At 75.1% G+C, this 12,220-nt stretch carries 12 protein-coding genes and 1 riboswitch; of the genes, 7 read left to right on the top strand and 5 right to left on the bottom strand.

Features of this window, described 5'->3' with window-relative positions:
• Window positions 1–14: 14 nt before the first annotated feature.
• The 3 genes from ACZ3ZD_RS12170 to ACZ3ZD_RS12160 all read right to left on the bottom strand — a co-directional run bounded on the left by ACZ3ZD_RS12170 (window position 15) and on the right by ACZ3ZD_RS12160 (window position 1,474).
• The gene (locus ACZ3ZD_RS12170) at window positions 15–164 is read right to left on the bottom strand and encodes a hypothetical protein (RefSeq protein ID WP_161297854.1); all 150 of its coding nucleotides are present in this window, start codon (window positions 162–164) and stop codon (window positions 15–17) included.
• Between the two features lie 32 nt (window positions 165–196).
• Window positions 197–307, bottom strand: a riboswitch (SAM riboswitch).
• Window positions 308–384: 77 nt separating this feature from the next.
• Window positions 385–1,272: a glutathione S-transferase C-terminal domain-containing protein gene (locus ACZ3ZD_RS12165; protein WP_467395720.1), complete on the bottom strand. Its 888-nt coding sequence runs from the start codon at window positions 1,270–1,272 to the stop codon at window positions 385–387.
• A gap of 79 nt (window positions 1,273–1,351) precedes the next feature.
• Window positions 1,352–1,474 (bottom strand): putative leader peptide, encoded by a 123-nt coding sequence (locus tag ACZ3ZD_RS12160; RefSeq protein WP_467395718.1) that lies wholly within the window; start codon window positions 1,472–1,474, stop codon window positions 1,352–1,354.
• Between the two features lie 141 nt (window positions 1,475–1,615).
• Here ACZ3ZD_RS12160 and ACZ3ZD_RS12155 point away from each other — a divergent pair, with 141 nt between their 5' ends.
• The 7 genes from ACZ3ZD_RS12155 to ACZ3ZD_RS12125 all read left to right on the top strand — a co-directional run bounded on the left by ACZ3ZD_RS12155 (window position 1,616) and on the right by ACZ3ZD_RS12125 (window position 9,135).
• Window positions 1,616–2,776, top strand: coding sequence for an NAD(P)/FAD-dependent oxidoreductase (locus ACZ3ZD_RS12155; RefSeq protein ID WP_467395716.1), 1,161 nt, complete (start codon window positions 1,616–1,618; stop codon window positions 2,774–2,776).
• Window positions 2,773–3,075 carry a (2Fe-2S)-binding protein gene (locus ACZ3ZD_RS12150; protein WP_467395714.1) on the top strand — a complete coding sequence of 101 codons (303 nt, stop codon included), beginning with the start codon at window positions 2,773–2,775 and terminating at the stop codon, window positions 3,073–3,075. The genes ACZ3ZD_RS12155 and ACZ3ZD_RS12150 overlap by 4 nt, the downstream gene beginning before the upstream one ends.
• The gene (locus tag ACZ3ZD_RS12145) at window positions 3,068–4,627 is read left to right on the top strand and encodes an FAD-dependent oxidoreductase (RefSeq protein WP_467395712.1); all 1,560 of its coding nucleotides are present in this window, start codon (window positions 3,068–3,070) and stop codon (window positions 4,625–4,627) included. The genes ACZ3ZD_RS12150 and ACZ3ZD_RS12145 overlap by 8 nt, the downstream gene beginning before the upstream one ends.
• A gap of 293 nt (window positions 4,628–4,920) precedes the next feature.
• Window positions 4,921–5,820, top strand: a complete 900-nt coding sequence (locus ACZ3ZD_RS12140; RefSeq protein WP_467395710.1) for a dihydrodipicolinate synthase family protein — start codon at window positions 4,921–4,923, stop codon at window positions 5,818–5,820.
• Window positions 5,821–5,832: 12 nt separating this feature from the next.
• Complete coding sequence (locus tag ACZ3ZD_RS12135; RefSeq protein ID WP_467395708.1) at window positions 5,833–6,834, top strand: proline racemase family protein; 1,002 nt, start codon at window positions 5,833–5,835, stop codon at window positions 6,832–6,834.
• Window positions 6,835–6,864: 30 nt separating this feature from the next.
• On the top strand, window positions 6,865–7,563 hold the full coding sequence (locus tag ACZ3ZD_RS12130; protein WP_467395706.1) for a GntR family transcriptional regulator: 699 nt from the start codon (window positions 6,865–6,867) through the stop codon (window positions 7,561–7,563).
• A gap of 153 nt (window positions 7,564–7,716) precedes the next feature.
• Window positions 7,717–9,135, top strand: a complete 1,419-nt coding sequence (locus tag ACZ3ZD_RS12125; protein WP_467395704.1) for an amino acid permease — start codon at window positions 7,717–7,719, stop codon at window positions 9,133–9,135.
• Window positions 9,136–9,162: 27 nt separating this feature from the next.
• Here ACZ3ZD_RS12125 and ACZ3ZD_RS12120 read toward each other — a convergent pair whose 3' ends face one another.
• Together ACZ3ZD_RS12120 and ACZ3ZD_RS12115 are read right to left on the bottom strand one after the other, a co-directional pair.
• Complete coding sequence (locus ACZ3ZD_RS12120) at window positions 9,163–10,404, bottom strand: sensor histidine kinase (RefSeq protein ID WP_467395702.1); 1,242 nt, start codon at window positions 10,402–10,404, stop codon at window positions 9,163–9,165.
• A gap of 25 nt (window positions 10,405–10,429) precedes the next feature.
• Window positions 10,430–12,184: a sodium/solute symporter gene (locus tag ACZ3ZD_RS12115; RefSeq protein ID WP_467395700.1), complete on the bottom strand. Its 1,755-nt coding sequence runs from the start codon at window positions 12,182–12,184 to the stop codon at window positions 10,430–10,432.
• Window positions 12,185–12,220: the final 36 nt, after the last annotated feature.

The raw sequence follows: 12,220 nt of genomic DNA, 5'->3' as shown, positions 1-12,220 counted from the left end.
GCTGGGAGGAGACGTCAGCCCTGACGGCGGGCGGAGCCCGGTGCGGTACACAGTGCGCTGTTCACGCGGAGCAGATCGACGGCACGGTCCGCGACGAGGAGACCGGCGTACGACGGTACGCAGCCCTGGGGGCGGCTCGCGGCCGTCCTGGGAGCTGCGTCCATGGCGTCACCTGTCACTGTTCCGGCCCCGGGGGGCCTCGCGCTTACCGACAACGTCGTCCGGTCCGGTCGTCACCTGGGGCACCCCACCGCGATGCGAGGGTTGCCGGTCAGCGAGCCAGGGCTTGGCGCTGACGCTCATGACCGTTCTGAGCCGTAAGTAAGGCAGTTGCCCGTTCGAATGTCAACGGCTGTCCGTTACTTGGACGTCGGGCAACCGCTCTCACCTGCGGGAAGCCTCCGAGCCGTCGGCGGCGTGACCTGCCCAGTCCAGGATCTGGACGGCGGCTCCGGCGGCCTCCAGGCCCTGGCAGCGGCCGTGGTGGCGGCGGGCGATGCCGTCGAGGTCGAGGTGGCGGCCGAACGGGGGACGCGCGGCCAGGCGGCGGGCGTAGGCCCACAGGGCGCGGTGGCCGGCGATGCGGTGCACGGCGGAGGCGTCGAGGTGGCAGCGGTGGACGGTGTCCAACTGCACCAGGGTCACCCACAGTTCGACGTCGGCGGCGGTGAGCCGGTCGTCGGCCAGGTACTCCTCCGCGCTCAGCCGCCGTTCCAGTCGGCCCAGCGTGTCGAGCAGCACGTCGAGGGCGGCGGCCCGCTCGGCCGGGTCGGCGCCGGCCCGTCCGGCGCGCTGCGCGGCCTCCTCGATGCCCTCGGCGCACATCCGCTCGACGGCCTCGATCACGGACTCCAGCCCGCTGGGGTACAGCCGGGTGCGGCCGGACGGTCCGAAGCGGTCCAGGTCGCGCAGGATGTCGGGGGCGTGGGTGCTGACGATGCGTCCGGACCAGTCGTCGCTCAGCACGGGGGCGAGCGCCGGGCCGGTGTAGTGGTGGGCGCTGGCCTCGTACAGCGGGCGCAGCGCCGAGTGGCCGCCGCCGGGACAGTCCGGGACGGGGGGCAGGAGGGTGACCGGACAACTCGCGTCCAGGCCGAGCAGGCTGTGGCCGACGGCGAGCCGCAGTCCGTCGGGGCCGGCGGTGGACAGATGGAGCCGGTAGCGGTGCGGCACGGCGTAGTGGCCGCTGCGCGCGTCCCGGCCGATGCGGCCGCGGAAGACGGGGGCGGTACGGCGGGTGGGCGGGACGGCGGCCAGCGGAGTGATGGACATGGGTCTCCCCGGGTGGTGGGCGTGCGGAGGGCGCGCCGGCGCGGGCACGGCCGGTCGGTGGTGGCGGGCGGGGCCCGGTTCAGCGAAGGCGGCCGATCGCGCTGCAGACGCGCTGCAGGTCGATGTGGCGGCGGGAGGTGAGCAGGGGGGCGCGCAACGGCGTCCGGCTCGTGCAGCCGGTACCCGTCCTGAGGCGCGTCATGATTCCCTACCTGTTCACTAGGATTTCCTCCCTGGAGTGTCGATCGGGCTCCGCACGACGTCAAGGGGGCGTCCACGCCTGGGGACGCGGGCCGGCGCCAAGTACTCCTCAGGATCTGGAACATGTGACATAGTACTGCCCGTGACGAAGCGACTGACCTGTGATGTCGTGGTCGTCGGGGCCGGGATGGTGGGCGCGGCCTGCGCCCTGTACGCCGCACGGGCCGGCCTCGACGTGCGGCTGGTGGACCGGGGCCCGGTGTCCGCCGGCACCACCGGCTCCGGCGAGGGCAACCTGCTCGTCTCCGACAAGGAGCCGGGCCCCGAACTCGCCCTCGCCCTGCTGTCGGCGCGGTTGTGGGCCGAGCTGGCCCAGGAGCACGGCAGCGCCGTCGAGTACGAGCCCAAGGGCGGCCTGGTGGTCGCCTCGACGCCCGAGACACTGGCCGCGCTGCGGGAGTTCGCAGGGGGGCAGGCCGAGGCCGGCGTCACCGCCGTACCGGTCGAGGCCGGGCAACTGGCCGAACTGGAACCGCACTTGGCGCCCGGAATGGCGGGCGGGGTGCACTATCCGCAGGACGCCCAGGTCATGCCCGCGCTGGCCGCCGCCCACCTGGTCCGCGCCTCCGGTGCCGCCCTGCACACCGGGTGGGCCGTGACCGGGGTGCTGCGCGCGGCGGACGGCACGGTGTACGGCGTCCGCACCGGCCGGGGCGACATCCACGCCCCGGCCGTGGTGAACGCGGCGGGCACCTGGGGCGGCGAGGTCGCGGCGCTCGCCGGCGTCCGGCTGCCGGTGCTCCCGCGGCGCGGCTTCGTGCTGGTCACCGAGCCGCTGCCGCGGCGGGTCCGGCACAAGGTGTACGCCGCGGACTACGTGGCCGACGTGGCCAGCGACTCGGCCGCGCTGCGCGCTTCGCCGGTCGTGGAGGGCACGGCGGCCGGTCCGGTGCTGATCGGCGCCACCCGGGAACGGGTGGGCTTCGACCGTTCGCTGTCGCTGCCCGCGGTACGGGCGCTGGCCGCCGGGGCGATCGCGCTGTTCCCGTTCCTGGAGCGGGTCCGCGCCCTGCGGACGTACGCGGGCTTCCGGCCGTACCTGCCCGACCACCTGCCGGCCATCGGCGCCGACCCGCGCGCGCCCGGCCTGTTCCACGCCTGCGGGCACGAGGGCGCCGGCATCGGACTCGCCCCCGGCACCGGGTGGCTGGTCGCGCAGGCGCTCACCGGGAGGACACCCGGACTGGATCCCACACCGTTCCGTCCGGAGCGGTTCGACACCGAGGGAGGCGACGCCCGGTGAATCCGCTGGAGTTGGCCCGGGCCCGGCCGGGCGAGGCCCTCACCGCCACGTTCGACGGGCGGCCTCTGACGGTGCTGCCGGGCCAGACGGTCGCGGCGGCCCTGTGGGCGGCGGGCGTGACGGCCTGGCGCGGCACGCGCGGCACCGGCCGGCCCCGCGGGGTGTTCTGCGGGATCGGGGTGTGCTTCGACTGCCTGGTGACGGTCAACGACCGCCCCAACCAGCGGGCCTGCCTGGTGCCGGTACGACCGGGAGACGTGATCCGCACGCAGGAGGGGACGGGCCGGGACGATGACTGAACGACCGCGACTCGCCGTCGTCGGCGCGGGGCCGGCCGGACTCGCCGGGGCACTGGCGGCGGCCGCACGAGGCGTCCGGGTGATCCTCGTCGACGCGGCCGAGCAGGCCGGCGGCCAGTTCTACCGGCAGCCCGCCCCGGCCCTCGGCACCCGTCGGCCGCAGGCCCTGCACCACCAGTGGCGCACCTGGGAACGGCTGCGGGACGGTCTGGACCGGCACCGATCGGCCGGCCGCGTCACGCATCTGACGGATCATCATGTGTGGTGTGTGGAACGGGACTCCGCCACCGCGTCCGGAGCGTTCGTCGTGCACGCGCTGCGCGGGCCCGAAGAGGAGGGCGTCGCCGTCCGCGCCGATGCCGTCCTGCTCGCCACCGGCGGGTACGAGCAGGTGCTGCCCTTCCCGGGCTGGACGCTGCCCGGGGTCGTCACGGCGGGCGGCGCGCAGGCCATGCTCAAGGGCGGCCTGGTGCTGCCCGGCCGGACGGCCGTGGTCGCCGGGACCGGGCCGCTGCTGCTGCCGGTGGCCACCGGGCTCGCCGCGGCCGGTGCCCGGGTCGCCGCGCTGGTCGAGTCCGCCGGTCCCGCCGCGCTGCTGCGCCGGGCGCCCGCCCTGGCCGCACAGCCCGGCAAACTCGCCGAGGGCGCCGGATACGCGGCCCGGCTGCTGCGGCACGGGGTGCGCGCGCTGTCCCGGCACACGGTCGTGGCGGCGCACGGCACCGGGCGGCTGGAGGCGGTGACGGTGGCCGCGCTCGACCCGGACGGACACCTCCGGCCCGGCAGCGCCCGCCGCATCCCCTGCGACACCCTCGCCGTCGGCCACGGCATGCTGCCGCACACCGACCTCGCCGAGACCCTCGGCTGCACCCTGGCCGGCACCGCCGTACAGGTCGACGAGGAGCAGCGCACGGACGTGCCCGGTGTCTGGGCCGCCGGGGAGGCCACCGGGATCGGCGGCGCGGCGCTCGCACTCGCCGAGGGGCACATCGCCGGCCGCTCGGCCGCCGCCCGGCTGCACGGCACCGCCCCCGATCCGCGCCGCTGGGCCGTCGCCGCCCGGTCCCGGACCCGGCTGCGGGGGTTCGCGGCGACCCTGGAGGCGGTGTACGCCCCGCCGCCGGGCTGGGCGGACCGGGTCCCGGACGGCACGGTGGTGTGCCGCTGCGAGGAGGTCACCGCCGGTCAGGTGCGCGCGTCGGTCGACACGCTGGGCGCCGGCGACCTGCGCACCGTGAAGCTGCTCACCCGGGCCGGAATGGGCTGGTGCCAGGGCCGGATGTGCGCCCCCGCGGTAGCGGGCCTGACCGGCTGCCCGCTCACCCCCGGCCGCCGCCCGTTCGCCCGGCCGGTACCGCTCGGAGTGCTGGCCGCGCTGCCGGACCCGGCGGGGGCATCGCCGACGGGGCCGCCCGAGCCGGCCCCGCCGGGACGGGCCGAGTCGTCGCCGACGGAGCCGATCGGGTCGCCCCGGCCAGAACCGGCCGAGCCGGCCCCGCCGGAGCCGGTCGAAGCGAGCCCGCCGGGACGGCCAGAGTCGTCACCGCCGTAGCCGGGCTGGATCCGTCCGCCGGAGCAGGGACCGGACCGGACCCGCCCCGCGGGCGCAGTAGCCGGGCCGAGCCCGCCCCGCCGGAACCGGCCGACTCGGACCCGCCAGAACCGGCCCGAGTCGACCCGCCGGGACGGCCCGAGTCGTCACCGCCGTAGCCGGGCGGCATCCGTCCCGCCACACCCGACCGCCCCCGCCCCCGCCCCGCCGGACAAGGCCTCAACCGCCCCTCCTCCACCCCCACCGCCCCTCCCCCGCAGTACCATGTCACACCCTACTCACCGGGAGATCCCATGACCGTCGAGCCCCAGCACCGCCCCTGGCGCGGCATCCTCGTCGCCACCGCCCTCCCCCTGCGTGACGATCTCTCCGTCGATCACGATCGGTACGCCGAGCACTGCGCCTGGCTGGTCGCGAGCGGGTGTGACGGCGTCGTGCCGAACGGATCGCTCGGCGAGTACCAGGTGCTGACCCCCGAGGAGCGGGCCCGGGTGGTGGAGACCGCCGTGGCCGCGGTCGGCGGTGAGCGGGTGATGCCGGGCGTCTCCGCGTACGGCTCCGCCGAGGCCCGCCGGTGGGCCGAGCAGGCGGGTGAGGCCGGCTGCGCCTCGGTGATGCTGCTGCCGCCCAACGCCTACCGCGCCGACGAGCGGTCCGTACTCGCCCACTACGCCGAGGTCGCGAAGGCCGGCCTGCCGGTGGTGGCGTACAACAACCCGATCGACACGAAGGTCGACCTGCAGCCCGAGCTCCTCGCCCGGCTGCACGGCGAGGGGCTCGTGCACGCCGTCAAGGAGTTCTCCGGCGATGTCCGCCGCGCCTACCGCATCGCCGAACTCGCGCCGGATCTTGACCTGTTGATCGGCGCCGACGACGTGCTGCTGGAGCTGGCGGTGGCCGGCGCCAAGGGCTGGGTGGCCGGCTACCCCAACGCGCTGCCCCGCGCCTCGGCGGAGCTGTACCGCGCCGCGCTCGCCGGAGACCTCACCACCGCACTCCCCCTGTACCGGCAGCTGCACCCGCTGCTGCGCTGGGACTCGCGGACGGAGTTCGTCCAGGCGATCAAGCTCTCGATGGACGTCGTCGGACGGTACGGCGGACCGGTGCGCCCGCCGCGGGTCCCGCTGCCGCCCGAGCAGGAGGCCGCGGTGCGCGCGGCCACCGAGAAGGCCGTCGCCGCCGGCCTCGCGTGAAGGAGCCGTCCCATGCGCAGCAAGCTCGTCCTGCACGCCGTCGACTCGCACACCGAGGGCATGCCGACCCGCGTCGTCACCGGCGGGATCGGTACCGTCCCGGGCGCGACCATGAACGAACGGCGGCTGTGGTTCCGTGAACACCGCGACGCCGTCAAGCAGTTGCTGATGAACGAGCCGCGGGGCCACTCCGCGATGAGCGGCGCGATCCTGCAGCCGCCGACCCGCCCCGACTGCGACTGGGGCGTCCTCTACATCGAGGTCTCCGGCTATCTGCCGATGTGCGGGCACGGCACGATCGGGGTGGCCACCGTGCTGGTGGAGACCGGCATGGTGGAGGTCACGGAGCCGGTGACCACCATCCGGCTCGACACCCCGGCGGGCCTGGTGGTCGCCGAGGTCGCCGTGGAGGACGGCGCCGCCCGGAACGTCACGCTCAGGAACGTGCCGTCGTTCGCGGCCGCCCTGGACCGCGAGATCACCCTGCCGGACGGCCGTACCGTCGCCTACGACCTGGCCTACGGCGGCAACTTCTACGCGATCCTGCCGCTGGACGCGTTCGGGCTGCCCTTCGACCGCGCCCGCAAGGACGACATCCTGACGGCCGGCCTGTCCCTGATGGCGGCGGTCAACGCGGAGGCGGAGCCGGTGCACCCCGAGGACCCGTCCATCCGGGGCTGCCACCACGTCCACCTGTACGCGCCCGGTGCCACGGCCCGGCACTCCCGGCACGCCATGGTCATCCATCCGGGTTGGTTCGACCGCTCGCCGTGCGGCACGGGCACCAGCGCGCGCATGGCGCAACTGCACGCGCGCGGCGAACTCCCGCTGCACGCCGAGTTCGTGAACGAGTCCTTCATCGGCACCCGGTTCACCGGCCGGCTGCTCGGGGCCACGGAGGTCGCCAGGGTACCGGCCGTGCTGCCCAGCTTCACCGGCCGCGCCTGGATCACGGGCACCGCGCAGTACCTGCTGGACCCGACCGACCCGTTCCCGGAGGGCTTCGTGCTCTAGTCCTCTACACTCGGCCCGGTGATGCGTGACATGGCACAGGGTCCACAGAATCCCGCCGGCACCGAGATGCCCGCGCTCCCCCGGCTGGGCGGCCGGCGGAGCAGCTACCGCGAGCGGGTCGCGGACGCCCTGCGCGCCGCACTGATCGCGGGCGAGCTGCGGCCCGGGGAGATCTATTCGGCGCCCTCGCTGGCCACCCGGTTCGGTGTCTCGGCGACACCGGTGCGGGAGGCCATGCTCGACCTGGCCAAGGAGGGGCTGGTCGACACCGTGCCGAACAAGGGCTTCCGGGTCACCGCCGTCTCCGACCGCCAGCTGGACGAGTACACGCACATCCGGGCGCTCATCGAGATCCCCACCGTGGCGGGGCTGGCCCGCACGGCCGACCGGGTCTCGCTGGAGGCGCTGCGCCCGGCGGCCCGGGAGATCGTCACCGCGGCGGTGGCGGGCGACCTGATCGCCTACGTCGAGGCCGACACCCGCTTCCATCTCGGTCTGCTCGCCCTGGCGGGCAACGCCCACCTGGTCGAGGTCGTGGCCGACCTGCGCAAACGTTCCCGTCTGTACGGGCTGACCGCGCTGGTGGAGGCGGGCCGGCTGCTCGCCTCCGCCGAGGAGCACCTGGAACTGCTGGACGCCCTGCTGGAGCGCGACGAGAAGGCCGTACACGCGATCATGACCCGGCACCTCGGGCATGTGCGCGGCCTGTGGGCGGCGACGGACATCTGACGGTGCAGGGTCCCCGCCACGACGTATTTTCCGCGCTCGGGGGGCCCGCACGGGACAACAAACGGCGATTTTGAGTCAGAACGGCGCATCCCCGACCATGGCCCGGTCCCCGGCGATCCCGGGAACGTCAGGTCCATGAGAGGCGCACCACCCATGCACAGCACCGGAACCGTCCCGGCTCCGGCCCCCGCGGGGGTCCCCGCCGAGTCCCCCACGGCTCCGACCGGGGACCGGCACGGCGACTCCGGCCGGCACGCCCGCCGGTTCGGCCTGCCCGTCGCCACCGCGCTGGTCATGGGCAACATCATCGGCGGCGGCATCTTCCTGCTCCCCGCCTCCATCGCCCCGTACGGCACGGTCAGCCTGGTCGCCTTCGGTGTGCTGACCGTCGGCGCGATCGCGCTCGCCCTGGTCTTCGGCCGGCTCTCCGCACGCGACCCGCGCACCGGCGGCCCCTACGTCTACGCCCGCGAGGCGTTCGGCGACTTCGCGGGGTTCCTCGCGGCCTGGTCGTACTGGATCACCACCTGGGTGTCGAACGCCGCGCTCGCCGTCGCCGCCGTCGGATACCTGGACGTGCTGGTCCCGGTCGGCGGCCACCGCTGGACCGCCTGCCTGGCCGCGCTGGCCCTGCAGTGGCTGCCCGCCCTCGCCAACTTCGCCGGCACCCGGTACGTGGGCGCCGTCCAGCTGGTGTCCACGGTGCTGAAGTTCGTCCCGCTGCTGCTCGTCGCGGTCGGCGGACTGTTCTTCTTCGACCCCGACCGGCTCGGGCCGTTCAACGCCAGCGGCCACGGCGCGGTCGGCGCGGTGTCCGCCTCCGCCGCCCTGCTGCTCTTCTCCTACCTCGGGGTGGAGTCCGCCGCCGTCAGCGCGGGCGAGGTCGACAACCCCCGGCGCAACGTGGGGCGCGCGACCGTCATCGGCACCGCGGGCGCCGCGCTGGTGTACCTGCTGGGCACGCTGTCCGTGTTCGGCACGGTCGCGCACGACCGCCTGGTGACCTCCACCGCGCCGTTCTCGGACGCCGTGAACACGATGTTCGGGGGCAGCTGGGGCGGTACGGCCGTGGCGCTCGCCGCCCTGGTGTCGATGACCGGCTGCCTCAACGGCTGGACCCTGCTGAGTGCCCAGACGCCGTACGCGGCGGCCCGCGACGGCCTGTTCCCGAGCGCCTTCGCGCGCCGCCGGCGAGGCGTGCCCACGGTCGGGGTCGGTGTGACGGTCGTCCTCGCCTCGCTGCTCACCGTCTACAACTACCTCTCGGGTTCGGGCCGGGTCTTCGACGTGCTGGTCCTGGTCACCACGTTCACCGCGACCGTGCCGTACCTGCTGGCCGCCGCCGCGCAGATCTTCCACCTCGTGGCCGGCCGGCCGGAGCAGGTCGACCGGGCCCGGCTGGTGCGGGACTGCGTGGTCACCGCGGTGGCCGCCGTCTTCTCGCTCTGGCTGATGGCGGGCGCCGGCTACGCGGCGGTCTACCAGGGCGCGCTGTTCCTGTTCGCCGGGGTCATCGTCTACGCGATCATGGCGGCCCGCCGGCAGCGGAAGCAGGGCACGGCGGCGGCCTGAGGGAGGACGCCGTACGGCGGGGACCCGTCAGACGCTCCCGGACCCGGACCCCCCTCCGGGTCCGGACGCGGTGCGCGGGGGCGTGCTGTGCACTCCGGGGCGGTATTTGGGGACGCGGATCGTGACCTTCATCCCGGCCGCGACGCCGGTCTCGATCACCAGCCCGTGGTCGTCGCCGTAGACCTGGCGCAGGCGCTCGTCCACGTTGCGCAGCCCGATGCCCGCCGAGGGGTCGTCCTCGCCGCGCAGGATCCGGCGGAGCCTGTCCGGTTCCATGCCGACCCCGTCGTCCTCGATGACGATCCGGGCCGTCGCCCCCTCGTCCTGCGCGGTGATGCCGATACGGCCGCGCTCGACGCCCTCCTCCAGCCCGTGCTTGACGGCGTTCTCCACCAGGGGCTGCAGACACAGGAACGGCACCGCCACGGGCAGCACCTCGGGGGCGATCTGCAGGGTCACCTGAAGGCGCTGCCCGAACCGGGCGCGGACCAGTTCGAGGAACTGCTCGACGGAGCGCAGCTCCTCGGCCAGAGTGGTGTACTCGCCGTGCCGGCGGAACGAGTAGCGGGTGAAGTCGGCGAACTCCAGCAGCAGGTCACGGGCCCGTTCCGGGTCGGTGCGGACGAACGAGGCGATCGCGGCGAGGGAGTTGTAGACGAAGTGCGGGGAGATCTGGGCGCGCAGGGCCCGGATCTCCGCCTCGACGAGGCCCGTGCGGGTGCGGTCGAGTTCGGCGAGTTCGAGCTGGACGGAGACCCAGCGCGCCACCTCCTCGGTGGCCCGGACCGCGGACGCCGACCCCCCGGCGCCCAGCACGACGAGGGTGCCGAGCACCCGCCCGTCGACGGTGAGCGGTGAGACGGCGCCCCGGCGCACGGGGCAGCCGGGGTCCGGGCAGCGGACGGTGAAGGTCTGGGTACGACCGCTCCCCAGGGCGTGGCGGACCCGCTCCAGGGCGGTGTCCGCGTGGTGCCGGCCCGGCCCGTCCCAGGCCAGCAGCCGGTCCTCGGCGGTGAGACCGAGCGCGGCCGTGCCGAACAGCGGTCGCAGCCGTCGTACCGCCTTGCGGGCCGCGTCCTCGGTGAGTCCGGCGCGCAGCGGGGGCGCGGCGGCGGCCGCGGTGTGCAGGGTGTGGAAGGTGGCGCGTTCCACGGGGCCGCCGTGGTCCGTACCGTCCCGGCCGGGCCGGCGGGCCAGCAGGTGTCCCGCGGTGAGGCCGGCGGCGAACAGCACGGGGGACGCGGCGGCGAGCAGGGCGAGCCCGGTCATGGGCGGACACCGGTCCGGCGGATCGTCATGGCGTGGGCACTCCTCGGCGGGTGGCGGGTGCGTCCTGGCCGGCCGGGCGTTCGGGCAGGTGGAGGCGGGCCATGGCGGCCTCGGTTCCGGCCGGGACCCGGTCCCGGGTGGCCAGGGACACCAGGATCATGGTCAGGAAGCCGAGCGGTACGGACCACACGGCCGGCCAGGCCAGCAGGGTGTGCGCCCAGCCGTCGGTGAGCGGCCCGGCGATGGTCAGGGCGACCGCGGTGAGGGCACTGCCGCCGCCGGTGAGGAGCCCCGCGACCGCGCCGGGCGCGGTGAGGCCGCGCCACCAGATGCCGAGCAGCAGCAGCGGGCAGAATGAGGAGGCGGCCACCGCGAAGGCGAGCCCGACGGCGTTGGCGACGGGCAGTTTGCCCGCGGCCACACTCACCGTGACCGGTACGGCGACCGCCAGGAGGGTGGCCGCCCGGAAGTGGCGGACGCCGAGCGAGGGCAGCACGTCCTGGCTGAGCACGCCGGCGACGGACAGGGTGAGCCCGGAGGCGGTGGACAGGAACGCGGCGCAGGCGCCGGCGGCGATCAGGGCGCCGAGCAGATCGCCGCCCGCGCCGCCGACGAGGCGTTCCGGCAGGACGAGGACGGCGGCGTCCGTGGTGCCGGTGAGCAGCAGGTCGGGGGCGTAGATCCGGCCGAGCAGGCCGTACAGCGGAGGCAGCAGGTAGAAGCCGCCGACCAGGGCGAGCACGATCACGGTGGTGCGCCGGGCGGCCCGGCCGTCGGGGTTGGTGTAGAAGCGGACGAGGACGTGGGGCAGCCCCATGGTGCCGAGGAAGGTGGCGAAGATCAGCCCGTACGTCGTGTACAGCGGGTGTTCGTCCCGGCCGCCGGACAGCGGCGCCGCCCAGCTGGAGGCTCCGGCGCGCCGGCCGTCGTCCGGCTCCCGTCGGGGCACCGGGGCCCCCGGCGGGAAGCGGAGGGTCGTACCGGCCCGGACCTCGTGCACGCCGGGGTCCAGCAGCAGCCGGTCGCGGTCGTGGTCGCGGCCGTCCACGGCGCCGGTCACGACGGCCGGCAGCGGCGCCTCGATCCGGATGCGGACGGTGGTCTCGACGGTGACCTGGGTGTGCCGGCGGAAGGCGGGCGGCTCGTCCAGGGCGTCGGCGGGGCGCGGGTCGCCGTGCCAGGCGAGGAGCAGGAAGACGGCGGGCACGAGGAGCGCGGTCAGCTTCAGGCAGTACTGGAAGGCCTGGACGAAGGTGATGCCGCGCATGCCGCCGGCGGCCACGGCCAGGGTGACGACGACGGCGACGAGCAGCCCGCCGAACCAGTGCGGCGCGCCGGTGACCAGGCCGAGGGTGAGGCCCGCGCCCTGGAGCTGGGGCAGCAGGTAGAGCCAGCCGACGCCGACGACGAGCACGCCGGCGACGCGCCGGGCGGCCCGGGACTCCAGCCGCGACTCGGCGAAGTCGGGCAGCGTGTAGGCGCCGGAGCGGCGCAGCGGGGCGGCGACGAACAGGAGCAGGACGAGGTGGCCGGCGGCGTAGCCGACGGGGAACCAGAGCATCTCCACGCCCTGGGCGGCGACGAGTCCGGCGATGCCGAGGAACGAGGCCGCCGAGAGGTACTCGCCGCTGATGGCCATGGCGTTGAGGTACGGCGGTACGGTGCGTGAGGCGACGTAGAAGTCGGACGTGGTGCGGGAGATGCGCAGTCCCGTCGCGCCGATCACCAGGGTCACGACGACCGCCGCGGACACGGCCACGATGCCGTACGTCTGGTTCACCCGGCGGCTCCGGGCGCACGGCCGGACGGGTGCGGC

The sequence above is a fragment of the Streptomyces sp. NPDC023481 genome, from assembly GCF_055560195.1.
The sequence above is the reverse complement of the archived record's forward strand: the minus strand, read 5'-3'. Positions and strand labels throughout refer to the sequence as shown.

Coding starts and splice junctions, on each gene's coding strand:
- ACZ3ZD_RS12160 (WP_467395718.1), bottom strand. CDS start 1,474: ATGACGCGCCTCAGGACGGGTACCGGCTGCACGAGCCGGACGCCGTTG.
- ACZ3ZD_RS12145 (WP_467395712.1), top strand. CDS start 3,068: ATGACTGAACGACCGCGACTCGCCGTCGTCGGCGCGGGGCCGGCCGGA.
- ACZ3ZD_RS12170 (WP_161297854.1), bottom strand. CDS start 164: ATGGACGCAGCTCCCAGGACGGCCGCGAGCCGCCCCCAGGGCTGCGTA.
- ACZ3ZD_RS12125 (WP_467395704.1), top strand. CDS start 7,717: ATGCACAGCACCGGAACCGTCCCGGCTCCGGCCCCCGCGGGGGTCCCC.
- ACZ3ZD_RS12135 (WP_467395708.1), top strand. CDS start 5,833: ATGCGCAGCAAGCTCGTCCTGCACGCCGTCGACTCGCACACCGAGGGC.
- ACZ3ZD_RS12140 (WP_467395710.1), top strand. CDS start 4,921: ATGACCGTCGAGCCCCAGCACCGCCCCTGGCGCGGCATCCTCGTCGCC.
- ACZ3ZD_RS12120 (WP_467395702.1), bottom strand. CDS start 10,404: ATGACCGGGCTCGCCCTGCTCGCCGCCGCGTCCCCCGTGCTGTTCGCC.
- ACZ3ZD_RS12165 (WP_467395720.1), bottom strand. CDS start 1,272: ATGTCCATCACTCCGCTGGCCGCCGTCCCGCCCACCCGCCGTACCGCC.
- ACZ3ZD_RS12130 (WP_467395706.1), top strand. CDS start 6,865: ATGGCACAGGGTCCACAGAATCCCGCCGGCACCGAGATGCCCGCGCTC.